The sequence below is a fragment of the Streptomyces sp. NBC_01549 genome, assembly GCF_026339955.1.
Classification (GTDB): Bacteria; Actinomycetota; Actinomycetes; order Streptomycetales; family Streptomycetaceae; genus Streptomyces.
Genome location: NZ_JAPEPW010000001.1, coordinates 2,766,369 through 2,790,245 on the forward strand (window position 1 = coordinate 2,766,369; position 23,877 = coordinate 2,790,245).

The following is a 23,877-nucleotide window of genomic DNA, read 5'->3' on the forward strand; positions in this document are numbered from 1 at the left end:
CCTTCCGGTCGGGGCCATTTTCTACCTCACGAAAAACAGCCCGCCCGACGGGGGAAGACGGAAAGTTCACAGTCCGGGTTCCGGCCTCGTGCTGGACGGCAGGCCCGTCGTCGCCCCGCGCATCACCCGCCGGCACCTGACCTGGAACGCATACACCAGGAGCCTCAATGACGTCGGCCGCGGCGGTGCCGTCCCGCGAGGTCGTTCGACGATCCGTGGTACGCGCGGCTCCGCCTCCGGGGCGGCAGGCCCTACTGTGATCCCCGTGAGGCAGGCAGGCGCTGGGAAGGATGATCGGCGATGACGTCCCTGAGCACCGGGGACCCGGAGTCCATAGGCGGGTATACCCTTCTCGGTCGGCTCGGGGCAGGCGGCATGGGAGTCGTCTATCTGGGAGTCTCCGCCTCGGGACGGCAGGTCGCGGTCAAGCTCGTGCACGGGTCGTACGCCCAGGAGGAGGAGTTCCGAACGCGCTTCCGGCAGGAGATCGCGGCAGCGCGCAGGGTGAGCGGCGCCTTTACCGCACCCGTCGTGGACGCCGACCCGGACGCCGACCGGCCGTGGATGGCGACGCTCTACGTGCCAGGGCTCAGCCTTGCCGAAGTCGTGAAGAAGGACGGCCCGCTGAGCCGGCGGGAACTGCGCGCGCTGGGACTGGGGCTCACCGAGGCGCTGCGCGACATCCACAGGGCGGGCCTGGTGCACCGGGACCTCAAACCGGCCAACGTCCTGATGACCGAGGACGGACCGCGCGTCATCGACTTCGGTATATCGCGCGCTGCCGACAACCAGAGCCTCACCATGACGGGGCGGGTGATCGGCACTCCGCCCTTCATGTCGCCGGAACAGCTCGCCTCTCCCCGAGACGTCACCCCGGCCTCGGACGTGTTCTCGCTGGGGTCACTGATGGTGTTCGCGGCCGTGGGCACAGGACCGTTCGACGCCAACAGCCCATACATGACCGGCTTTCAGGTGATGTACGAACCCCCGGACCTCGACGGGGTGCCCGAAGCGCTCCTGCGCATTGTCGAGCGCTGCCTCGACAAGGACCCGGCCGCACGGCCGGAACTGGCGGATCTGCATCGCATGCTCCAGGCGTTGCCGGAGTCCGACGCCACCGCGCCCCCGAAGGCCAGGGAGTCCGCGAAACCCCGGCCCCGACCTACTCCCCAGGGCGCGTCCACCACCCCTCCGGGCGCCGCGACCGGCACCGACAAGGGACGCCGAGCCCGGATGCTGCTCACCGGCCTCGGCGCGACGCTGGCCATCATGGGGCTGAGTATCGGGGTGGGTGTCTTCGTGTCGGGCCGGGACACGACCACCGCCTCCAACTCCACCGCCGGCGCCACGACCACCGCCCGTGCCGCGTCCCTGCCCGACGGCTGGCGGCCGTGGCGCACGGCCCTGCGGTACGACGTGAAGGGTGTCCCTCTCGACTACCAGGCCCCCGGGTGCCTGGCGGACGGAGGCGCCCTGTTCTGCGGCGGTACGGGCTTCACGGTCGCCAGGATCGACACGGCCTCCGGCCGTACCCTGTGGCGGACCGGCACCCGTCCTCAGGGGGTGCAGCCGATCGGCGTTCACGACGGGCTGGTCTACGTGTACGAGGATCCGGACGATACGACCAGGCGTGTGGTGGCCCTCGACGCCGGTACCGGGCACCGGCGGTGGCAGCGCGACATCAACAAGGCCGCGAACCCGGTCCTCTACGACGGCGGACTGCTGACCCTGTCTCCCGATTCCTCATCGTTCGTCGCATACGGGCATTCCGGCAAGGAACTGTGGCGGGCGCCCTCGCTGGACGGGTCCTGCACCCCGTCGGCGCTGGGAGGCGTCCCTTACGCCCTGTGCTCGGCCGGCACCGAGCCCGGCCAGGCCCCGGTCGACCTCATGAAGCTCAAACCCGACAGCCTGACTGAAACCGCCGCACTGCCCCGGAAGGCGGAAGCGCTCGGTGCTGTCGGCGGGCAACCCGTGTTCCTCGCCCCCCAGACCGCGAAGGACGTGTACGAAGCCGGGTACGAACGGCCGTACAACGCGCTGCTGCGAGTGGACCCGGAAACCGGGCAGGTCAGACGGATACCGCTGGCACGTCCGCTGACCGGCGCGGCCACCCTTGTGGACGGCGTCGTCTACTTCGTCCGGTCCAACGGGTCGGTCACCGCGGTGTCGGCGGACAGCGGCAAACAACTCTGGCAGAAGACGACGGACGTGGAGGCTCTGTCCGCGCCCGCGGTGTCAGCGACGTACAAGCGGGTCTATTTCTCCAACCGATTCGGCCGCCTGTTGGCACTGGACAGCCGCACCGGAGCGGAGGTATGGCGCACCTCCGCACTGAACGACCCCGGGGACAAGGCGCAGGACACCCCTCCGCGAGTGCTGCTCGTCAAGGACGCGATCGTGGCGACAGCCGGCGACACGGCCTTCTCCCGGAGCCCGGACGGGCCCACCTGACCGGCCGACAGGTCCGCATCCACCACCTTTGGCAAGCAACCGCAGGAACTCGGCCCGAGCAGGCGACGCGGGCTGCGAGAGAGGAGACGTCGAGGGCATCGGACTGTCCATGCCGGCGGGACCGGGCCAACCGGCCCAACCCCGGCCGCTGCTGGCCGGGTTGTCCGTGAACTCCCCCAGGATTGTCCGTGATCAGTAACGGACGCATCCAGTGGCCGCCGTCCCTCGTCCTGCCAGAAGGTCGCAAGTCGACCGAGGATCGGTACGGAACTGGGCGAAGGCGGGGCGGATATGGCACGGCACGGCGGCGGGCGGGGCTGGTACGGCAAGGTGCTCGGCGCGGCGCTCGGGGTGACGTTGCTCGCCTCCGGTGCCTCAATCTGGACCGCGCAGGCCGGTGCCGTGGGCGGCTTGTCGCCGAAGGCGACCGCGTCGGCCACGCCGCCGGTCGCGGTGACCATCGCGCACGCCTCGGACAAGGGGGCGCGCGGCGTCAACATCACCATCGACGACGGCCCCGACCCCGTGTGGACCCCTCAAGTGCTCGACGTGCTGCGGGAGTACGGGGTGAAGGCCACGTTCTGCATGGTGGGGACGCAGGCGCAGGCCCACCCGGACCTCGTGAAGAAGGTGGTCGCGGCCGGGCACCGGCTGTGCGACCACTCGGTGTCGCACGACACCACCATGGACAAGAAGTCCCAGGCCTACCAGTCGCAGCAGATCCTTGACGCCGAACGCATGATCACCGAGGCGTCCGGGGGCGTACGGCCGATGTACTACCGGGCGCCCGGCGGGGCCTTCACCCCGTACAGCCGCACGCTCGCCGCCTCGCGCGGCATGCGCCCGCTGGGCTGGAACGTGGACACCAAGGACTTCGAGCGGCCGGGCACGGACGCCATCGTCGCCACCGTCGAACGGGAGCTGCCGGGCGGGCCGACGCTCCTCTTCCACGACGCTGGAGGCGACCGCTCCCAGACCGTCGAGGCCCTGCGCCGGATCCTCCCCCGGATCAAGGAGCAGGGCTACTCCTTCGGCTTCCCGGTGCACTGAGCCCCGGCCCTGGCCGATCCCGAGGTTCAAAGAGACAACTTTCTCTACCATGCGTCGCCCAAAGGCAGTTCGAACGTTCGCTGCCGGACATCACGCACATCCGAAACGGGCTCATCAACGGCTTCCTGCTGCCGCCGGGGCCGCGGGCGTTGCGCCGGGCCGTCAGAACACGCCCTTGTACGCCTGCCATCCCGAGGCGATCTTCGTGCGGGGCCCGAACGACCCCTTTCCGTTCCCGCTGTTGCGCCACAGGCTGCCGGACGTGTCGCGGGAGATGATGTCCGCCTTGCCGTCGCCGGTGATGTCGCCGACGCCGACGATGGCGTTGTAGGAACCTCCCCAGGCCGAGAACAGCTTCACGCGCGCCTTGAAGGTGCCTGTGTCCGTGCCGAAGTACCGGTACAGGTTGTTGGAGTTGTCCTGGGCGATCAGGTCGCCAACGCCGTCGCCGTTGAGGTCGCCGACGCCCACGATCTTCTTGTACGTCTTCCAGTTGTCGTAGAGCTTCACGCGTGCCGAGAGCTTTCCGGAACTCGTCCCCTTGTAGAGGTAGACGGCCCCGGTTGAGCTGTTGCGTGCGATGAGGTCGGGGCGGCCGTCGCCGGTGACGTCCCCGGGCGAGGTCAGCACGTTGTACTGGTTCCAGCCCTTGCCGAGCGAGGTGTGCGGGGTGCTCGTGAGGAAGGCCTGCCCGCGCATGGTCCGGTACACCCGCAGTTCGCCGCTGCTGAACCGGACGAGGATGTCGTTGCGGCGGTCGCCGTTGAGGTCGCCGAACGGAACCGGCGTCACGGAGGAGGGCCAGCCCGAGGCCGGCATGGCCCCGCCGAAGGCTCCCGTCCCGTTGCCCGGCCGGTAGCTGATGACGCCGGACGAGGTGAGGGTCAGGACGTCGCCGGTTCCGTCGGGCGCCCAGGTGCCGCTGTTGGTGAAGTCGTGGCGTACGGTGGCTCCGTCGGACACCTTCACCGTCTGCGACACCGTCAGCGCCGGTCCTGAACCGTCAGCGGGCGGGGCTGTCAGCTTGAAGGTGTACGTGCCGTTGGGGACGAACGCGCCCCTGCTGTCGCGCGTGTCCCAGCTCGTGGCCAGCGTGCCGTCGACCTCTCCGCCGGAGAGCGTGCGCACCACCGCGCCGGTGGCCTTGCTGGTGAGCGTGGCCGTCCAGGAGGTGGCGGGCTTGGAGAGCAGTCCGCGCCACTGCCACCACGGGCTGCCGGCCGAGCTGCTCTCCCACGCGTTGTCGGTCGCCTCGGACTCGATGACGGCGAGCCGCTGGGTGGCGACCTCGCTCGGCACAAGGTGGATCCGCTTGTCCGCGTCCACGTAGGCCGCGGGACCGCCGAACTTGTCCACGGTCCACGTCACCCCGCGCAGGCTGGTCGTGCCCGCCGCGAGGTCGCCGATCTTTCGGGTGGTCGCGGTGCCATCGGCGAACGCGGTGAGGAGGAGCGCCCCGGCCGAGGTGTCGTGCCGGACGAGGTAGCCGTCGCTGAGCAGCGCCTCGCCGGACGGGACGGCGATGTTCTTCTTCGCCGTCCGGTCCCAGACACCCGACGTCGCGGTCGGGCCGCAGGACCAGTAGATCCAGCGGCCCACCACCTGGAGCTCCTTGGGCACGCATGGGGCGCCGGTGCTGACGGTGTCGGTGGTCTTGCCGGTCTTCAGGTCCTTCGCGGTGACGACACCGGTGCCGGAACCCGGCGTCCACAGGCTGGTCCCCCAGACGGAGGCGGCCGTGACGGAGCGGGTGACGATGGGCTTCAGGTCGGTGTAGACGCCGAGGTCGCCGACGTACTGCTTGGCGGGGGACGTGCCGTTGACGATCGCGTAGCGGCCGGTGATGTCGAGGACGGTTCCGGAGGTCGAGGGCACATAGAAGAAGCCCGCCTCGTCGGTCCGGTCGAGGGTCCGGACGTACGAGTCGGCGGTGGGGTCGGAGTCGGCGGTGAACGTCACCGCGCGGCCGTCCCCGGTGGCGTACGGGCCCACGTCGAAACCGTCCCAGTCCCGCCAGGTCGGCGCGCTCGGCGTTCCGTCGGCGGCGATGCGCCGGGTGTAGTAGGCGCCCAGGAAGCTGCTGTTGGTCTCGTCGGTGGCCAGGGTGCCGTTCTGCAGCGACAGCCGGTCGATCTTCGCGGCCATCGGCGGTACGGCGGTCAGCTCCGTCAGGGTCGGGGTGTCCGCCCCCGTGTCGGTGACCCTGCGTACCGCCCAGTGCCCGGCGTCGGTGCCGCCGACTGCCAGCAGACTGCCGTCCGGTGCCGTGACGAGGGAACTGTTCGCGTGCCGGAGCAGGGTGAGCGGGTCACCGCCCATGAGCGGGACGGCCATGAGCCGCTGCCCGGACTTGTCGACCAGGTTGTTCGGGGTCAACGTCATGGAACGGGACACCACCAGCCAGCGTCCGGCGATGCCCACGGACGGGGTGCCCTCCGCGTCGGGCAGCGTCACCTTCGTCTCGGCGGCGGAGAGGTCAGCGCGGTTCAGGACGTGTGCCACCGGGTTGTCGGACCGGTACCAGACCAGCCGGTCCGCGCTCAGCGCGACGGCCGTCGGAGCGGCGGACACGGCCACGTCGCCGGTGACTCTCGCGGTGGCCAGGTCCACCAGCGCCAGGTGCCGCTCGCCGTTCGCCGACGCGTAGCCGATGACGGCGGTGCCGCCGTCACCGCCCAGGACGGTGAAGTTGGTCGTGATTCCGGTCGGCCACCCGTCGACGAGGGTGCCGTCGGCGGGGGCGCCGTCGCCGTAGAGCCACAGGACGCGGTTGCCGTCGGCATCCCGGGCCTGGGTCAGCACATGGGTGCCGAAGGTGCCCCAGTACGTGCCGTGGGTGAGCGCGATGTCCGTGGCGGTACCGGCGGAGAGGTCCCTGAGGACGACCTTCTGGGTGGGCGAGACGACATCGGCCACGACGTCGGACGACGATCCCAGGTACGCGCCGGTTTCGAGTCGGGCCAGTTCGCCCAGCTCGGTCGTCGTACCGGTGTCGTACGACGTCCACAGGTAGCCGGAACGGCCCTCCTGGACATGCAGATAGCCACTGGGGCCGGCGGTGTGGATCCGGTCCCCCCGCGGTAGGTAACGGTCCGCCTGGAAGACCTTCTCCGTCGCGAGGGCGGTGCCCCCGACACCGTTGTCCGCGTCGGCCGTGACGGCGAGCGGGCCGGATCCGACGGTCACGGCGAGGACTGCCAGCGCGGCGACGACGCCCCGGGCGGTCGTACGGGCGGTGGTACGAGGGACCATCATCGTCTCCTGGACCTCTCAACAGAGAAAGGCGTGACGGGACGGCGGCGGCCGATCAAGCGCGCGTCGACGGTGCTGCGAAAATGTCCAGCCCCCGAGCTGCCCCCCACGCACAGCGGCACGAGAGTAACAGCAGGCCCAGGCCCATCAGGAGCACCGGGGAAAGAGATCGCGGAGTGGCCCACAGTTCCACGGAGACCAGGGTGCGATCGGCGCCGCACTCACCCCGGCATCCGCCACCGGGTGTGGGGCGTTCGGGAAGACCGACCGGGCCCTGTTCGTACGCCGGTACTTGCGTGCCATCCCGTCGAGTCCTGCGGGCACTTCACGCTGCCGTCCTCGCCACCGCCTCAATACCGGGACGCTTCTCCCACGACGCGCCCACCACCGTGGCGCCCACACCGTCGGTGAGGTTTCAGGGTGCCGAACCGGCCCACTGCGGGTCGAGGAGGCCGCAGGCGATGTCCAGGGCCGCGTCCATGACGTCCCGGCCACCGCTCTCGGCTTCCTCGCCTGCCAGGTGCAATGCGGAGATGGCCAGCTTGACCCTGAGTGCCGCGACAGGGCCGTCCGCCCCCGTGAGTAGGCCCGGACCCGCCAGCAGGTCGAACAGGGCGATGATCTGGGCCTGGACCTCTGCGGCCAGCGGCTGTTCACGCAGCGCGGGCTCGTTCACCTGGATGAGGCGTGCTGCGGCCGTGACTCCGTCGACGGTCAACTCGCCGTATCTGCGGAGCAGTTCACGCTGGGTTTCGGGCCCCGAGGGCTGCTGCTTGCCCCACTCGATCAAGTCAGCGACCGCGCCGGAGAAGTCCGACAGGACGGCCGCGAGGATCTCCTCCTTGGACTTGTAGTGGTAGTAGAGGGCGGCCTTGGTGATGTTCAGCCCCTCCGCGATCATCCGCAACGAGGTGCCCTCGTAGCCGTACTCGGCGAAGAGTCCCAACGCCACGCGCTGGGCGCGCTGACGGGTGTCGGTACGGCGTCCGGCCATGGATGTCCTCTTTCCCCGCGTGGCCTTCAACCCTACGGCCGGTCCCGTCGCGTCCGGCCGATCCGGCCCCACCCTTTATCACTTGCCGATCGACAGGCAATGAGGCTATGGTGCTCACATCCCCATTGTTTTACCTGTCGGCAAGTAAAGCAATGCGGTGACGCAGTCCGCCATGGCGTGCTCGACCCACGATCCCGACTCCCCGTGCGAGAGGTGTCTCACCGCGATGACGACCACGGACAACGAACCGGGCGGCGCTGCGGCACCGGGTGCGCCCCGCTCGCCCGATGCCCCCCGGGGGCCGCCGCTGCTGTGGTCAACCGCACTTGTGGTGGCGGCACTTGGGGCGTTTTGTCGGGGCGTTCGGTGTGGGGGCGACTGTGGTGGCCGCCCTCTTGCCGCTCCGCTTGGCGGGGGCCGCGGACGGGGAGGGCGTGGGAGCGCCGGGCTCGTCGGTGCCGCGGCCGAGGGAGTCGGGCACAGGGAAGGAGGCGTCGGGCAGGCCGGCGAGGGCGTCGCGCATGTACTGGGTCCAGATTTCGGTGGGGATGTCGCCGCCGAACACCTTCTGGAGGCCACCGACGCCTACCAGGGACTGCAGCTGTGGGTGGTTCGAGTCCTCTCGGAAGAGGACGACAGAGGTGGCGAGTTGGGGGGTGTAGCCGATGAACCAGGCCGACCGGTAGTCGTCGGTGGTTCCGGTCTTGCCCGCCGCGGTCCTGCCGAGAGCCTGGGCCTTGGTGCCGGTGCCCCGGGCGATGACGCCCCGGAGCACGTCGGTCACGTTGCCGGCGACCGCCGCCGGCAGAGCCCGCACGGTGGCGGGGGCGGTGAACCCGGACAGCACGGAGCCGTTGTGGGTCACCTTGGTCACCGAGTACGGGGATGTCTGCATCCCCTCGGCGGCGAAGGTCGCGTAGACACCCGCCATCCGAATGGCGCTCGGTGTCGAGGTGCCGATGTAGAAGCCGGCGCTGGGGGCGGCGAGGCTGCTCGGGCGTAGGCCGAGGGTTTCGGCCGTCCTCGCCACGCTCCCGTAGCCGACGTCCTCTCCCAGCTGCACGTACGGCGTGTTGACCGACTGCTCCATCGCCTTGCGCAGAGGGATGTACCCCCAACGCCGAGGGGTGTCGTTGTGCTGGTGGAGAAGCCCGGTGGGGTCCTTGGGGTCGGCGACGCGGTTGCCCTGCCGGTCCTTGATCTCGATGCCGTCGTCACCGTTGAACTTACTGGCCGGGGTGATCGGCTCCGGGGACTCGCCTGGCCGCAGCACGGCTCCGTGCTGGAGCGCGGCGGCGAGGACGACGGGTTTGAAGGTCGACCCCACCGGGACGCCGGAGGTGTCGGCGTTGTCCGAGTAATGGGCGTGGTCGAAGCCGGGACCGCCGTAGACGGCAAGGATCCTGCCGGTCGTGGGTTCCACCGATGCAGCTCCGACCTGAACGTCCCGGTCGACCGACCGGCGGGCGGGGTCGAGGCGTTGCCCCCGCACCTTGGCGACGGCCCTGGCCAGTGCCGCGGTCCTCTTCCTGTCGAAGGTGGTGTGGATCTGGTAGCCACCCCTGCTCAGGCTGCTGTCGGTGATGGTCCGGTCGTGTGCCTCGGCATAGGACCTGGCGAGTTGGACCAGGTAGCCGGTCTCACCCGTGAGCCCTGAACCGGGCGTCCACTTCCTGGGTGCGGGAAATCCGGCGGCCTTGTACCGTGCCCGCTGCCCAGGCGTCAGCTTGCCGGTCCTCACCATCCGGTCGAGCACCCAGGACCAGCGAGCTTCCGCCTGTGCTCTGGCCGCAGGATCGGAGTCCGCGTGCTGGAAGAGACTCGGCTCGTTGACCGCCGCGGCGAGGAAGGCCCCCTGGCTCACGTCGAGCCTGTCCACCGGGAGGTTGTAGTACATGCGGGCCGCGGCCTGGATGCCGTTGGCCTGACGGCCGAAGAAGCAGGTGTTCAGATACCCCTGGAGGATCTGCTCCTTGGTCATGGCGGCGCCGATCTTGGTGGAGATCAGCAGTTCCTTGAACTTTCGTGAGACCGTCTGCGCCTGATCCAGGTAGGTGTTCTTGACGAACTGCTGGGTGATCGTCGATCCGGACTGCACCGAGCCCCCCTCGGCCATGTGGACGACGGCGCGGGCAATTCCTTGCGGGTCGATGCCCGGGTCGGTGTAGAAGGAGGCGTTCTCCGCGGCGATGAAGTCCCACCGCACGTCGGCGGGTACCTGCGAGAGCGACACGTTCTGCCGGTTGACGCTGCCGTCGGTCGCCAGGACCGTGCCGTCCGACCAGTAGTAGACGTTGTTCTGCAGCAGTGCCGTGGGATTGGGGTCGGGGATGGTGACCGTGGCGTAGGCGTAGCCGACGGCCGCTGCCGTGCCGCCGATGAAAAGCAACAAGAGCGCCAGCAGTTGGCGCACCGACGGCAGCCAGCGGCGCGGGCCCGTCCTGCCTCCGCGCGGGTAGTCGATCCGACGTTTCCCCTGTGGCGCCCTTCTCCTGGCAAGGCCCGACAGGTCCTGTCCTGCCTGGTCACGATGTGCGGCCCGGCGGCCGGTGGCGCGGTCGCCCCCGGCACGCGTGCCGCCGACGGAGCGCTGGCGCGGTCGGCGCCGGTGTCCACTCATGGGCTCTGCTCACTGTCCTCTCAGGACGACTGCCGTGTCTCGTACGGTCCGGGCTGCCGGAAGCCCGGGGGGAATGGGCGGCTACGGAAGGCCGTTGCGCGGCACCTGCCGCGGAAAGCCGTCGTACGGCGCCGACCGCGCAAAGCCGGGGTCCCGCGGAGGGAAGTCCTTGCCGGGCACCTCTGGGCCCACCCGGGCCTGCCGATCATCAGTCGCAGCAGCGGGAAACGGTCCTCGGCGAGGCGGACACCCGGTGTCTCTGTCGGCCGCGGACTCCTGACCCGCGCCCTTCGCTCGCCTCAGGCCGGCAGCCACTTCACCACCGCGTCCCCGCACTCGGCTGTCTGCGCGTAGAACGCTCTCAACTCCTGGTGCGCCGCCGCGAACGCGTGCCACGTCTCGGGCTCCGCGGTCACGCCGCCGTAGCGTGGCAGCAGTTCGGCGCGGGCGAAATCCCACAGCGCGTCGAAGTCGGCCATCGTCAGGAATCGGGCCACCTGGCGGGCCTGGGCCGCCGTCAGCACCAGGAACGGCGGCTTGTACCGGTCGGCGCGGAACACCGGCCGACCACCGAGCACCACCTGGGTCCAGGGCCGGTCTTCGCCGCGATGCGGGGCAGCGCCGGCGTAGATGCGTTCCTGGTCCAGATAATGCTCGTCCAGCGCCTCTTCACGGTGCCGGACGACCCGGTGCCGGACGCTCTCCGAGTCGTCCTCGAAGAGTCGTTCAAACCAGGTCGTGCTGTTGCGCAGTGCGGGAGGCGGCACCGCTCGCAGACGGAGGTACGTACTCATGCCAGAGGGAGCGCACGGGAGCGCCGAAGCATTACGCGGCCCGACGGACGCGGATTGAGGGAAGTCACCTCGACCGTCGTGCGCGCGGGGGTGGGGCGGTATCGCGTCGGTTGCCGGGAATTCCCCGGAACCGCGTAACGGATCGACCGCCGACCTCGCTCTCTTCGTATGTGACGACAGAGCAGGAGACGAGACCCCATGCGGCGGCCAGGCCCGTGCGGTGGGCGGCGGACGTGGTGGCGACGATGCGGGAGGGGGCACGGCTGCGCCTCGACTACTCGGCATCCAGCCTGTGGCGCGTCGACCGGATCATCGACGACCTGCGGCGCGAGGAGACACCGTACGCCGCCGTGGAGAGCGTGCTGCGCGGCTTCGGGGCGTATGCGGGTGAGGTGATCGTCCGCCAGGCGGGCGCCGAGTGGTGGGAGGCGGACGGCCACCACTGGATCCGCACGGCCGAGGGACGGCTGTGGGATCCCATCGACGAGGGCCGCCGCTGCTTCGCCGGAGACGGCTCGCTGCGGCTGCTGTGCCGCGACGCGACGGCGGGCGCACCCGAACCCCGGGATCGGCGGCCGCGGTGAGGTCCGTGATCCGCACCGGACCGCCCGCTACCGGTCGGAGAGAGGTCCCGGGGGTGGGTGGCTGCCTTCCTCCACCATGATCGGCCGGACAGGTCCTGGGTGGCAGGCGCCGGCGACGACGTGGAGGGGCGCCCGAGGCGTTGTGACACTTCTGTGCGGACAGACGCTGGTCACCATGGGGCCGTCGATGCGACCGGAGCACGGCGGACGGCATGCACTCGCCATGAACCCGGTACGAACGAGGACAGTCTTGGGCCAGGTACGGCAACCCCGGCGTGTACAGGCGTACGACGGGGAATTGGGCGCGGCGGTCGCGCGGGCCCAGGACGGCGACGAGACGGCTTTCGCGGTCGCATACCGGATCGTGCAGCCGGGCCTGCTCGGCTATCTGCGCGGCCTGGTCGGCGACGACGCGGAGGACGTGGCCTCCGACGCCTGGCTGGAGATCGCCCGTGACCTCCGCCGTTTCAAGGGGGACGGGGCCGGGTTCCGCGGCTGGACCTCGACCATAGCCCGGCACCGGGCGCTGGACCATCTGCGCCGCCAGCGCGTACGGCCCCGGGCAGGAGGGACCGAGCAGGACGTACTGGACCTGCCCAGCCGGTACAGCACCCATGAAGAGGCCCTGGAGTCCCTGTCCACCGAGCGGGCGCTGGAACTGGTCCGCGGGCTGCCGCGGGACCAGGCCGAGGCCGTGCTCCTGCGGGTCGTCATCGGCCTGGACGGTCCCGCCGCCGCGCGCGTCCTCGGCAAGCGCCCGGGAGCGGTGCGCACTGCCGCCCACCGGGGCCTGAAGCGCCTCGCCCGCCAACTGGGCGTCGCCGCCGAAGCGGACAAGGGTGTGACGAATGAGGCCTCCCCAACGCTGGGGAAGTCGAAATGAACCACGACGGCGACAGTGACCGACTGACAGGCATCAAGCCCGGAACGCCGAACGAATCGAACCGGTCGAACAGGAACGGAAGCGGACATGAGTAAACGGCTGGGCGGCGACGGAGTTCCGGGCCGTCGACGTGTGCAGCCCGGCGGCGCCGCGTCCGACCCGTGGGAGGTGCGTGACGCCGCCACGCTGGAAACGGAGCTGGGCACTCTCCTACGCGAAGGCCATCTCGACCCCGAGGCCGAGCAGCGGGCCCTGACCGCCTTCCGGGCCGCCCACGACGCAGGCGCGCACCGGGCGCGTCACCGGCGCCGGGACGACTGGCGACCGCTCGCGGAGCGGCGTGCCAGGCGTCCCGTGAAGATGACGCTCGGCGTGGTGTTCGCCAGCCTCACGCTGGGTGGAGTCGCGGTCGCGGCCATCGGCTCCGTCGGCTCGTCCACGGACGGTGACGGTGCCGGGCGGGGGACCGCGCACCCGTCGGCGGTCGCCCCTGACCAGCCGGGCGGCGAAGCCTCGTCGGCGTCCTCCGGCGGCCCCGGACCGACGGACCGCCCGGCCACCGCCCAGGACATCGAAGCCCACTGCCGCGCCTACGAGCAGGTCAAGGATCACGGCAAAGCGCTCGACGCGCGGGCCTGGCAGCGACTCATCACGGCCGCCGGCGGGAAGGACAAGGTCGCCGCGTACTGCTCGGCGCAGCTGGCGCGGGCGACCGCTGCGCCGAGCAAGCCCGCCGGCAACGGCAAAGCGGGGGGCGCCGGCGCCTCCGGCAAGAACCCCGGCGGCACGGGCAACGCGGGCGGAAACGGCCAGGCAAGCGGCGAGAAGGGCAGCGGGAAGCACAAGTAGCCCCGCCGTGCCCAACCCCGGGCCCGTAAGGGCGGACAACCATGGTCAACAGCGGGTGTTCCTGCCCCACTGCCGCCCATGCCACCGCGCTGCTCTTCAAGGTGCCGCGAGGAAGCCGTCGTGAAATACAAAAAGGCCCACACCGAAACGGTGTGGGCCTTTTTCAAAATTTGTTCGGCGGCGTCCTACTCTCCCACAGGGTCCCCCCTGCAGTACCATCGGCGCTGTGAGGCTTAGCTTCCGGGTTCGGAATGTAACCGGGCGTTTCCCTCACGCTATGACCACCGAAACACTATGAAACTGTAACTACCGCACCATTGCCGTGGCCCGACAACGGGGTTGTTCGTGGTTTCAGAACCAACACAGTGGACGCGAGCAACTGAGGACAAGCCCTCGGCCTATTAGTACCGGTCACCTCCAGCGGTTACCCGCCTTCCAGATCCGGCCTATCAACCCAGTCGTCTACTGGGAGCCTTAACCCCTCAAGGGGGTGGGAGTCCTCATCTCGAAGCAGGCTTCCCGCTTAGATGCTTTCAGCGGTTATCCCTCCCGAACGTAGCCAACCAGCCATGCCCTTGGCAGGACAACTGGCACACCAGAGGTTCGTCCGTCCCGGTCCTCTCGTACTAGGGACAGCCCTTCTCAAGACTCCTACGCGCACAGCGGATAGGGACCGAACTGTCTCACGACGTTCTAAACCCAGCTCGCGTACCGCTTTAATGGGCGAACAGCCCAACCCTTGGGACCGACTCCAGCCCCAGGATGCGACGAGCCGACATCGAGGTGCCAAACCATCCCGTCGATATGGACTCTTGGGGAAGATCAGCCTGTTATCCCCGGGGTACCTTTTATCCGTTGAGCGACGGCGCTTCCACAAGCCACCGCCGGATCACTAGTCCCGACTTTCGTCCCTGCTCGACCCGTCGGTCTCACAGTCAAGCTCCCTTGTGCACTTACACTCAACACCTGATTACCAACCAGGCTGAGGGAACCTTTGGGCGCCTCCGTTACTCTTTAGGAGGCAACCGCCCCAGTTAAACTACCCATCAGACACTGTCCCTGATCCGGATCACGGACCCAGGTTAGACATCCAGCACGACCAGAGTGGTATTTCAACGACGACTCCACACGGGCTGGCGCCCGCACTTCACAGTCTCCCACCTATCCTACACAAGCCGAACCGAACACCAATATCAAACTGTAGTAAAGGTCCCGGGGTCTTTCCGTCCTGCTGCGCGAAACGAGCATCTTTACTCGTAGTGCAATTTCACCGGGCCTATGGTTGAGACAGTCGAGAAGTCGTTACGCCATTCGTGCAGGTCGGAACTTACCCGACAAGGAATTTCGCTACCTTAGGATGGTTATAGTTACCACCGCCGTTTACTGGCGCTTAAGTTCTCAGCTTCGCCACCCCGAAGAGTGACTAACCGGTCCCCTTAACGTTCCAGCACCGGGCAGGCGTCAGTCCGTATACATCGCCTTACGGCTTCGCACGGACCTGTGTTTTTAGTAAACAGTCGCTTCTCGCTGGTCTCTGCGGCCACCCCCAGCTCAGAGTGCAAGACTCATCACCGGTGATGGCCCCCCTTCTCCCGAAGTTACGGGGGCATTTTGCCGAGTTCCTTAACCATAGTTCACCCGAACGCCTCGGTATTCTCTACCTGACCACCTGAGTCGGTTTAGGGTACGGGCCGCCATGAAACTCGCTAGAGGCTTTTCTCGACAGCATAGGATCATCCACTTCACCACAATCGGCTCGGCATCAGGTCTCAGACTATATGCCAGGCGGATTTACCTACCTGACGTCCTACACCCTTACCCCGGGACAACCACCGCCCGGGATGGACTACCTTCCTGCGTCACCCCATCACTCACCTACTACAGGTCTGGTCCGTCGGCTCCACCACTCCCCTTTGCCCGAAGGCTCCGGGGCGGCTTCACGGACTTAGCATCGCCTGGTTCGATGTTTGACGCTTCACAGCGGGTACCGGAATATCAACCGGTTATCCATCGACTACGCCTGTCGGCCTCGCCTTAGGTCCCGACTTACCCTGGGCAGATCAGCTTGACCCAGGAACCCTTAGTCAATCGGCGCACACGTTTCTCACGTGTGTATCGCTACTCATGCCTGCATTCTCACTCGTGAACCGTCCACCACTGCCTTCCGGCGCGGCTTCACCCGGCACACGACGCTCCCCTACCCATCACAGCCGCCGTTGGGCGTATTGCTGCAATGACACGACTTCGGCGGTACGCTTGAGCCCCGCTACATTGTCGGCGCGGAATCACTAGACCAGTGAGCTATTACGCACTCTTTCAAGGGTGGCTGCTTCTAAGCCAACCTCCTGGTTGTCTCTGCGACTCCACATCCTTTCCCACTTAGCGTACGCTTAGGGGCCTTAGTCGATGCTCTGGGCTGTTTCCCTCTCGACCATGGAGCTTATCCCCCACAGTCTCACTGCCGCGCTCTCACTTACCGGCATTCGGAGTTTGGCTAAGGTCAGTAACCCGGTAGGGCCCATCGCCTATCCAGTGCTCTACCTCCGGCAAGAAACACACGACGCTGCACCTAAATGCATTTCGGGGAGAACCAGCTATCACGGAGTTTGATTGGCCTTTCACCCCTAACCACAGGTCATCCCCCAGGTTTTCAACCCTGGTGGGTTCGGTCCTCCACGACCTCTTACAGCCGCTTCAACCTGCCCATGGCTAGATCACTCCGCTTCGGGTCTTGAGCGCGCTACTAAATCGCCCTATTCGGACTCGCTTTCGCTACGGCTTCCCCACACGGGTTAACCTCGCAACACACCGCAAACTCGCAGGCTCATTCTTCAAAAGGCACGCAGTCACGACGCACTGAGTAAACTCAATGCGCGACGCTCCCACGGCTTGTAGGCACACGGTTTCAGGTACTATTTCACTCCGCTCCCGCGGTACTTTTCACCATTCCCTCACGGTACTATCCGCTATCGGTCACCAGGGAATATTTAGGCTTAGCGGGTGGTCCCGCCAGATTCACACGGGATTTCTCGGGCCCCGTGCTACTTGGGTGTTTCTCAAACGAGCCGTTGACGTTTCGACTACGGGGGTCTTACCCTCTACGCCGGACCTTTCGCATGTCCTTCGCCTACATCAACGGTTTCTGACTCGTCTCACGGCCGGCAGACCGTGAAAGAGAAATCCCACAACCCCACATACGCAACCCCTGCCGGGTCTCACACGCATATGGTTTGGCCTCATCCAGTTTCGCTCGCCACTACTCCCGGAATCACGGTTGTTTTCTCTTCCTGCGGGTACTGAGATGTTTCACTTCCCCGCGTTCCCTCCACTTGCCCTATGTGTTCAGGCAAGGGTGACAGCCCATGACGACTGCCGGGTTTCCCCATTCGGAAACCCCCGGATCAAAGCCTGGTTGACGACTCCCCGGGGACTATCGTGGCCTCCCACGTCCTTCATCGGTTCCTGGTGCCAAGGCATCCACCGTGCGCCCTTAAAAACTTGGCCACAGATGCTCGCGTCCACTGTGCAGTTCTCAAACAACGACCAACCACCCATCACCCCGAACCTTCCGGTTCGAGTGCACTGGGGCCGGCACTGAAGGCAGCCAACAATCGGCCGAACCCTCAGACACCCAACAGCGTGCCCGGCACCCCCACCGCTTCCCTCATTCGTTCCACGCCCCGAAGAGCAGTACTGGAAGGAGAAGACAGTCAAGAGTGCCGAATAATCAACGTTCCACCCATGAGCAACCACCGTCGAACATTTGCCGACGTAATGGCCCTGGACCACCGGGCAAGCCCGGCAGCCTAGATGCTCCTTAGAAAGGAGGTGATCCAGCCGCACCTTCCGGTACGGCTACCTTGTTACGACTTCGTCCCAATCGCCAGTCCCACCTTCGACAGCTCCCTCCCACAAGGGGTTGGGCCACCGGCTTCGGGTGTTACCGACTTTCGTGACGTGACGGGCGGTGTGTACAAGGCCCGGGAACGTATTCACCGCAGCAATGCTGATCTGCGATTACTAGCAACTCCGACTTCATGGGGTCGAGTTGCAGACCCCAATCCGAACTGAGACAGGCTTTTTGAGATTCGCTCCGCCTCACGGCTTCGCAGCTCATTGTACCTGCCATTGTAGCACGTGTGCAGCCCAAGACATAAGGGGCATGATGACTTGACGTCGTCCCCACCTTCCTCCGAGTTGACCCCGGCAGTCTCCTGTGAGTCCCCATCACCCCGAAGGGCATGCTGGCAACACAGAACAAGGGTTGCGCTCGTTGCGGGACTTAACCCAACATCTCACGACACGAGCTGACGACAGCCATGCACCACCTGTACACCGACCACAAGGGGGCGACCATCTCTGGCCGTTTCCGGTGTATGTCAAGCCTTGGTAAGGTTCTTCGCGTTGCGTCGAATTAAGCCACATGCTCCGCTGCTTGTGCGGGCCCCCGTCAATTCCTTTGAGTTTTAGCCTTGCGGCCGTACTCCCCAGGCGGGGAACTTAATGCGTTAGCTGCGGCACCGACGACGTGGAATGTCGCCAACACCTAGTTCCCACCGTTTACGGCGTGGACTACCAGGGTATCTAATCCTGTTCGCTCCCCACGCTTTCGCTCCTCAGCGTCAGTAATGGCCCAGAGATCCGCCTTCGCCACCGGTGTTCCTCCTGATATCTGCGCATTTCACCGCTACACCAGGAATTCCGATCTCCCCTACCACACTCTAGCTAGCCCGTATCGAATGCAGACCCGGGGTTAAGCCCCGGGCTTTCACACCCGACGTGACAAGCCGCCTACGAGCTCTTTACGCCCAATAATTCCGGACAACGCTTGCGCCCTACGTATTACCGCGGCTGCTGGCACGTAGTTAGCCGGCGCTTCTTCTGCAGGTACCGTCACTCTCGCTTCTTCCCTGCTGAAAGAGGTTTACAACCCGAAGGCCGTCATCCCTCACGCGGCGTCGCTGCATCAGGCTTTCGCCCATTGTGCAATATTCCCCACTGCTGCCTCCCGTAGGAGTCTGGGCCGTGTCTCAGTCCCAGTGTGGCCGGTCGCCCTCTCAGGCCGGCTACCCGTCGTCGCCTTGGTGAGCCACTACCTCACCAACAAGCTGATAGGCCGCGGGCTCATCCTTCACCGCCGGAGCTTTTAACCCACCCAGATGCCCAGGCAGGTGTTATCCGGTATTAGACCCCGTTTCCAGGGCTTGTCCCAGAGTGAAGGGCAGATTGCCCACGTGTTACTCACCCGTTCGCCACTAATCCACCCCGAAGGGCTTCATCGTTCGACTTGCATGTGTTAAGCACGCCGCCAGCGTTCGTCCTGAGCCAGGATCAAACTCTCCGTGAATGTTTTCCCGTAATCGGGACGACACCACGAGAGCGGAACCAGGAAGAGGAATAATCCTCCCGGTTCACAGCGTCCTCGCTGTGCGCCTACCAGGCAGTGCCCGGCAGGACTTTTTCAAAGGAACCTCGCTCCAGCCGATCGGCTGGAGACGGGGTATCAACATACCTGGCGTTGATTTTTGGCACGCTGTTGAGTTCTCAAGGAACGGACGCTTCCTTTGTACTCACCCTCTCGGGCTTTCCTCCGGGCGCTTCCCTTCGGTCTTGCGTTTCCGACTCTATCAGACTCTTTCGATGTCTGACTTTCCCGTCGGAGGGGGTGCCTTCCCGGCCGTTGGGCCGTTCCGGCGTCTCAAACTCTAGCGGATTCTCCCGGCCGCTCATAATCGAGGCGGATGGAGCTGAATTCACGCATGCAGGCATGCCTGAATTCAGTCCCGTTGGGAGACCGTGCCAGTGGTTTGTCCTGTCGCCTGAGTGGCGGTGAGTTCCACTACAGAATCGTCACGGCTCGAGGCAACTTGTTCATGTTACGGATCTCCCTGGCTGGCGTCAAGCTTCTCTCCGGGCCGTGGAGCGCGCAGGTCACGCCGGGGACTTGCCGTCGCTGACGGCCGGCTCATCGGTTCGAACCGGCACGGTCCACGACCCGCCGTACTCAGGCGAACCGGCCGCCATCAGCTCCAGGGCCTCGCGCTCTCGCGGGGTGAGCCGGTCCAGCGGATCGCTGTGGCGACGCGCCGGCAGCTGCGCGTCCCCTGCGGGTCTGGCGCGGTGCCGCCCGCGGCCACCCGCCGCAGGCAGTCGGCGTACTCCTCGACATCTGCGACCCGTTGCTCGAGCAGGTAGCCGATCCCCGAGGTGTTCGCGGACGGCGGGTCCGCCGCGTACCGCTCCTCCACATACGCGAGAGCAGCAGTACCGCGGTCTTCGGCCACTGTCGCTTGATGACCAGCGCGGCCCGCTCTTTGACTGAGCCGACGCGGCGTGCACACCGGATGTGGAGACTGGTCAGCGGAGATCGTGCGCCGGAGAGAGTTCGGCATCCGTGTGGTCTCCGGTCTGCTGTGCCGAGCAGACTCGTCGACATCCAACCTGGTCGGCCCAGATCAGCGGGCTGCACACGACTGACTCCGCCGTCGAAGGACAACTGGTGTCCGCCGTCATCCCAGGTGGTCTGGTTCACCGCGAGCGGTGGTGTCCCTCCTTGGTGGGCGGGTGGGGTGAGCCGCTGAGCGGCGGCGTCGGCTACAGCGGGGGGTGCGGGCGACGAGGTCGGCCCCCTGCCGTCCCCGGTGATGTCGCCGACGGCGTCGAACGCGTTGAACTGGCCCCACGTACGGACCTGGATCCGGGCGCCGAACGCCGCCGAACCGGACTTGCCGGTGCCCGGGTAGAGGTAGACGTAGGAGTTGCTGCTGCTGCGGGCGATCAGGTCGGCCTTGCCGTCGCCGGTGAAGTCGCCGTGGCCGAGCAACTGGTTGTACTGGTTCCAGCCGCTGCCGACCGCGACCGGCGAGCCGAAGGTGCCGTTGCCGAGGCCCGGGTAGACGTAGAGGATTCCGCTCGCCGTCACCGAGAGCAGGTCGGGCAGGGCGTCGCCGGTGACATCGCCCGGTGCGACGATCTTCGTACGGGTTGACCAGTCGCCGAAGACCAGGGTGGTGGTCCAGCTGTCGCTCGCCGGGATGTAGTGCCGCCAGTAGACGGCGCCGGTGGAGGCGCGGCGGATGATCTGGTCCTGGTAGCCGTCCCGGTTGAGGTCGGTCTGCAGGACGACGTTCTTGTCGGTGTAGGAGCCCCAGGAGATCCGCGTGGCGAAGGACGTGCCCTTGGAGTCGTACTCGAAGCCAGTGTTGTCGGACGCGCGGCGCACGAACAGGTCAGCCATGGCGTCACCGCTCAGATTGGTGTCGTCGAGGCGCGGGGAGGTCGCGCCGGCGTACGTGCTGACCTTCGTGAAGACGCTGTACGAGCCGGAGGCCACGCAGTCCTCGACACCCCAGGAGACCACGCCGACGATCTTGCCGTCGACGATCAGCGGGCCGCCCGAGTCACCGTTGCAGGCGGCGACGGTGCCGCTGTCCGAGCCGGTGCCCGGGGTGCCCGCGCAGACCATGTGGCCGGCGACGAAGTCGGTGGTGTAGGTGCTGGAGCAGGTGGCGTCCGCGACCATGGGCAGGGTCGCGGTGCGCAGCGTCTGCGCGATGTCGCCGCTGGTGGAGCTGGTGCGGCCCCAGCCGTACAGGGTGGCGTTGGTGCCCGCCGTGTAGGAGGAGGTGTCGTTCGACGTGGTGATGTTGATGGGCTTGGCGCTGACCGGGTTCGGCAGCGTCAGGACCGCGATGTCGTTGTCGACCGTGGTCGTGTTGAACGACGGGTGGTTCCACTGTCGCCATGCGCCGGAGACGGTGCCTCCGTGCAGGTCGACCGAACCGTCGCTGTTGTCGGTCGGCAGCTGGTCGGTGCCGGTGACGATGGTGCCGTTGGCGTTCCAGTCGTAGCCCTTGACGCAGTGCGCGGCGGTGAGGATCTTCGTCGGCGACACGACCGAGCCGCCGCAGAAGAAGCCGGTGTCGTCCGAGGTGTCGCTGGTGCCCTTGTCGTCGTAGTACCAGAGCTGCGCCATCCACGGAGCCTTGGCGATCGTGGTCTCCGTACCACCGATGATCTTCGGGTCGACGGTGGACGTCGTGGAGGCGGAGGAGGTGGCTGAGGCGGAGGGCGTGGCGGTCGGCGTCGCGGTGGTCGGCGTCGCGGAGGTCGCGGACGGCTTGGACCGCGTCTGCGAGGCCTGGTCGGTCCGCAGTGCGCCCTTCACACGGGCCGTCAGCTGGGCCTGTGAGGGGACCGCCGCCCTTGCCGGCGAGGGAGCGGCAGCGGGGGCGGGGGAAGCGTGGGCGGACGCCAAGGTGAGGGCGCCGGCGAGGGCGGCGGCAAGCGCCACGGCGGCGGGAACGACTCTCCGCGCCCGTCGCCTGCGTCTTACGCCCCCGTTGGGCCTGTGGGTAGAGAACACTCAGGTCTCCCGTCCGTGAAAGGGGTTTTCTCGCACGCGGACAGGGAGAAAGCCGCCGGCCGACGGCAGCTCGCGGCTACCGCCAACTGGTTCGGGACCAACACGTTCCCGAAAGTTTGTTCCCCGCCCGGCGGCCGCCCGATCGTATGATCGATCAGGAATTGGCCCCGGGGCCAGCCAGGAAACGAACGCGGAACAACCGCACATGAATTCGCAAAGTCGCCGAAGTCAGCGTCGCTGGGGACCGCCGTTACTTGATCTCTGCCCGGACGCCGACGGAGCGGATCGGTCAGCTCACGGTGATCTTCACCGAGGGGCTGTGCGCGGCGGCGAAGCCGGTCGTCGCCACGGTGAGCAGCCGGTAGGTGAAGGTGCCCTTGGTCTTCTCGCTGACGCTGAAGGTGACTTGGCCCGTGCTGGACTGGGGCTTGGAGGCGATGGTCGTCCAGCCACCGCTGCGGTACACCTGCAGCTTCACCGTGGCACCGGTCTCCTTCGAGGCGACGGCGCCGCTGAACTTGACCGTGGCGCCGCGTCTGACGGTGGTGGCGGACGCCTTCAGCGTCACCTGCGGCGACACCGACGCCTTGAGGGCGGCCGAAACAGGTTTGGTCCCGGCGGCGGCGACCAGGCGCAGGCTCTCGTTCCGGGCGGGCTTGGTGGTCAGCGCGATGGTGCCGTTGCCGTTCGTCGTGCCGGTGGCCACCGTCTTCCAGGCGGTGCTGCCCGCCGGCCGGGCCTGAAGCGAGACCGTACGGTAGGCCAGCGGGTTCCCGGTGCCTGCGGTGAGCAGGCCGGACACCGTCACGTTCTTGCCGAGCACCACGCTGCCCGGAGCGGTCGCGGTCAGCTTGTCGGCGGTCACGACCGCCTTCACGGATGCCGTACCGACCGCACCCGTGCTGTCGGTCACCGTCACCGTGACGGTGTGGGTGCCGACCGACCAGGCCGAGGTGTCCAGGCCGTCGCCCCAGCTGGTGTCGATGTGGTGGACGCCGCCGTTCTGCACCTGGAGCGGTGAGAACTGCGTGTCGCCGTCGGCGTAGGACCGTACGGTCGTACCGTCGACCGCGACCTCCTCCTTGGTCAGCCACACCTCGTAGTGCTTGGGGTCGGAGACCGTCCTGTTCCAGCCGTACGGCACGGCGGCCGTCCACGCGATGTCCATCGAGTCCGCACCGCCGTACGCGAGTCGCGGGGCGCTCGTGGTGGCCGTGACGGTCGGGCCGGGGGTCGCCGTGAGCTGCAGCGAGACCGGGGCCGAGCGGTAGCCGTCCTTGTCGACGGTGACGGCCTGGACGACCGGGTGGTAGGCCATGGCCGAGTACGTACTGGTGTAGGTGTACGGAGCGGTGTCGTCCGTCGCGCGGGGCTTGTTGCTCTTGGTGAACAGGGCCGTCTCGTAGAAGTCGACGTGGTCGATCGCGGAGCCGTCTGTCGCCGGCTGGGCGTCCACGGTGTACGTGGTGGCCCCCCAGACGAGCGTGTGCGCCTGCGGGGAGGTGAACACCGCCGACGGGTTGGTGACCGTGAGGCCGACGGTGCCGCTGACGGTCTGGGCGGTGGCCCCGGAGCCGGTGTCGTCCGGGGTTTCAGTGACTGTGACGTCCAGGGTGTTCTGGCCGTCCGGCAGCTTCCGTGTGTCCAGCCTGAAGTAACCCGTGCCGACGGGGCTGACCGTCACGGAGCTGTAGTCGTCCGATCCGGCGCGCGTGGAGTACGTCGCCTTGCCCGTGCCGGCCTCGAGGTGGAAGCCCGTGTCGGCCACCGGCGTGAAGCGGACGAGGACATCGCCCCGGTAGGCGCCCGAGGCGTCCTGGGTCTCCTGAGCGCCGGTGACCGAGTCCGTCTGCTCGAGGACACTCACGTCACCGACCACACCGGCACTGGAGGGGCCGTCGTCAGCCAGGGCGGGCCCGGCCGCGGAGGCGGAGAAGAAGAGGACCACACCCAAGGCTGTGGTCGCGCGCAGGGAAGACCGCACCGTGGCGACTCCGATGAAGAGGGAGCGGTTTCAGCCACTCCGGGTCAC

General features: G+C 67.2%; 10 protein-coding genes, 3 rRNA genes and 2 pseudogenes. 5 read left to right on the forward strand and 10 right to left on the reverse strand.

The features are described 5' to 3' along the window. Positions 1 to 300 precede the first annotated feature (300 nt). Complete coding sequence (locus OG819_RS12085) at positions 301 to 2,454, forward strand: serine/threonine-protein kinase (RefSeq protein WP_266649359.1); 2,154 nt, start codon at positions 301 to 303, stop codon at positions 2,452 to 2,454. A 291-nt stretch (positions 2,455 to 2,745) separates the two neighbouring features. Continuing rightward, positions 2,746 to 3,504, forward strand: coding sequence for a polysaccharide deacetylase family protein (locus tag OG819_RS12090; protein WP_266626810.1), 759 nt, complete (start codon positions 2,746 to 2,748; stop codon positions 3,502 to 3,504). A gap of 162 nt (positions 3,505 to 3,666) precedes the next feature. On the opposite strand, the gene OG819_RS12095 is transcribed toward OG819_RS12090, so the two are convergent. The 4 genes from OG819_RS12095 to OG819_RS12110 all read right to left on the reverse strand — a co-directional run bounded on the left by OG819_RS12095 (position 3,667) and on the right by OG819_RS12110 (position 11,164). Further along, positions 3,667 to 6,756 carry an FG-GAP-like repeat-containing protein gene (locus OG819_RS12095; protein ID WP_266649361.1) on the reverse strand — a complete coding sequence of 1,030 codons (3,090 nt, stop codon included), beginning with the start codon at positions 6,754 to 6,756 and terminating at the stop codon, positions 3,667 to 3,669. A gap of 415 nt (positions 6,757 to 7,171) precedes the next feature. Beyond that, positions 7,172 to 7,750, reverse strand: a complete 579-nt coding sequence (locus OG819_RS12100; RefSeq protein WP_266626806.1) for a TetR/AcrR family transcriptional regulator — start codon at positions 7,748 to 7,750, stop codon at positions 7,172 to 7,174. Between the two features lie 316 nt (positions 7,751 to 8,066). Continuing rightward, on the reverse strand, positions 8,067 to 10,370 hold the full coding sequence (locus OG819_RS12105) for a transglycosylase domain-containing protein (RefSeq protein ID WP_266649363.1): 2,304 nt from the start codon (positions 10,368 to 10,370) through the stop codon (positions 8,067 to 8,069). A 299-nt stretch (positions 10,371 to 10,669) separates the two neighbouring features. After that, a complete protein-coding gene (locus OG819_RS12110) occupies positions 10,670 to 11,164 on the reverse strand; it encodes a DUF1877 family protein (protein ID WP_266626794.1) in 495 nt (164 codons plus the stop codon). Positions 11,165 to 11,334: 170 nt separating this feature from the next. Between OG819_RS12110 and OG819_RS12115 the strand changes: the two genes are divergently transcribed. From OG819_RS12115 to OG819_RS12125, 3 genes are all read left to right on the forward strand, one after another. Next, positions 11,335 to 11,748 carry a hypothetical protein gene (locus tag OG819_RS12115; RefSeq protein ID WP_266649365.1) on the forward strand — a complete coding sequence of 138 codons (414 nt, stop codon included), beginning with the start codon at positions 11,335 to 11,337 and terminating at the stop codon, positions 11,746 to 11,748. A gap of 250 nt (positions 11,749 to 11,998) precedes the next feature. Then, positions 11,999 to 12,631 (forward strand): RNA polymerase sigma factor, encoded by a 633-nt coding sequence (locus tag OG819_RS12120; protein ID WP_266626790.1) that lies wholly within the window; start codon positions 11,999 to 12,001, stop codon positions 12,629 to 12,631. Positions 12,632 to 12,718: 87 nt separating this feature from the next. Further along, a complete protein-coding gene (locus tag OG819_RS12125) occupies positions 12,719 to 13,480 on the forward strand; it encodes a hypothetical protein (RefSeq protein ID WP_266649367.1) in 762 nt (253 codons plus the stop codon). A 172-nt stretch (positions 13,481 to 13,652) separates the two neighbouring features. Here the strand turns inward: OG819_RS12125 and rrf are convergent. The 6 genes and pseudogenes from rrf to OG819_RS12150 all read right to left on the reverse strand — a co-directional run bounded on the left by rrf (position 13,653) and on the right by OG819_RS12150 (position 23,829). After that, positions 13,653 to 13,769, reverse strand: a 5S ribosomal RNA gene (gene rrf, locus OG819_RS12130). 92 nt (positions 13,770 to 13,861) lie between these two features. Next, positions 13,862 to 16,984, reverse strand: a 23S ribosomal RNA gene (locus OG819_RS12135). Positions 16,985 to 17,301: 317 nt separating this feature from the next. Next, a 16S ribosomal RNA gene (locus OG819_RS12140) occupies positions 17,302 to 18,827 on the reverse strand. The 16S, 23S and 5S rRNA genes sit together here, the layout of an rRNA operon. A 665-nt stretch (positions 18,828 to 19,492) precedes the next feature. Then, positions 19,493 to 19,790 (reverse strand): annotated as a pseudogene (locus OG819_RS58560) (DNA-binding response regulator); the annotation flags it as partial. Between the two features lie 1,035 nt (positions 19,791 to 20,825). Continuing rightward, positions 20,826 to 21,455: pseudogene (locus OG819_RS58565) on the reverse strand (trypsin-like serine protease); the annotation flags it as partial. A gap of 679 nt (positions 21,456 to 22,134) precedes the next feature. After that, complete coding sequence (locus tag OG819_RS12150) at positions 22,135 to 23,829, reverse strand: hypothetical protein (RefSeq protein ID WP_266626778.1); 1,695 nt, start codon at positions 23,827 to 23,829, stop codon at positions 22,135 to 22,137. Positions 23,830 to 23,877: the final 48 nt, after the last annotated feature.

Excerpts from the sequence above, each read along its gene's own strand:
- OG819_RS12085 (WP_266649359.1), top strand. The coding sequence starts at position 301 with ATGACGTCCCTGAGCACCGGGGACCCGGAGTCCATAGGCGGGTATACC.
- OG819_RS12090 (WP_266626810.1), top strand. The coding sequence starts at position 2,746 with ATGGCACGGCACGGCGGCGGGCGGGGCTGGTACGGCAAGGTGCTCGGC.
- OG819_RS12095 (WP_266649361.1), bottom strand. The coding sequence starts at position 6,756 with ATGGTCCCTCGTACCACCGCCCGTACGACCGCCCGGGGCGTCGTCGCC.
- OG819_RS12100 (WP_266626806.1), bottom strand. The coding sequence starts at position 7,750 with ATGGCCGGACGCCGTACCGACACCCGTCAGCGCGCCCAGCGCGTGGCG.
- OG819_RS12105 (WP_266649363.1), bottom strand. The coding sequence starts at position 10,370 with ATGAGTGGACACCGGCGCCGACCGCGCCAGCGCTCCGTCGGCGGCACG.
- OG819_RS12110 (WP_266626794.1), bottom strand. The coding sequence starts at position 11,164 with ATGAGTACGTACCTCCGTCTGCGAGCGGTGCCGCCTCCCGCACTGCGC.
- OG819_RS12125 (WP_266649367.1), top strand. The coding sequence starts at position 12,719 with ATGAGTAAACGGCTGGGCGGCGACGGAGTTCCGGGCCGTCGACGTGTG.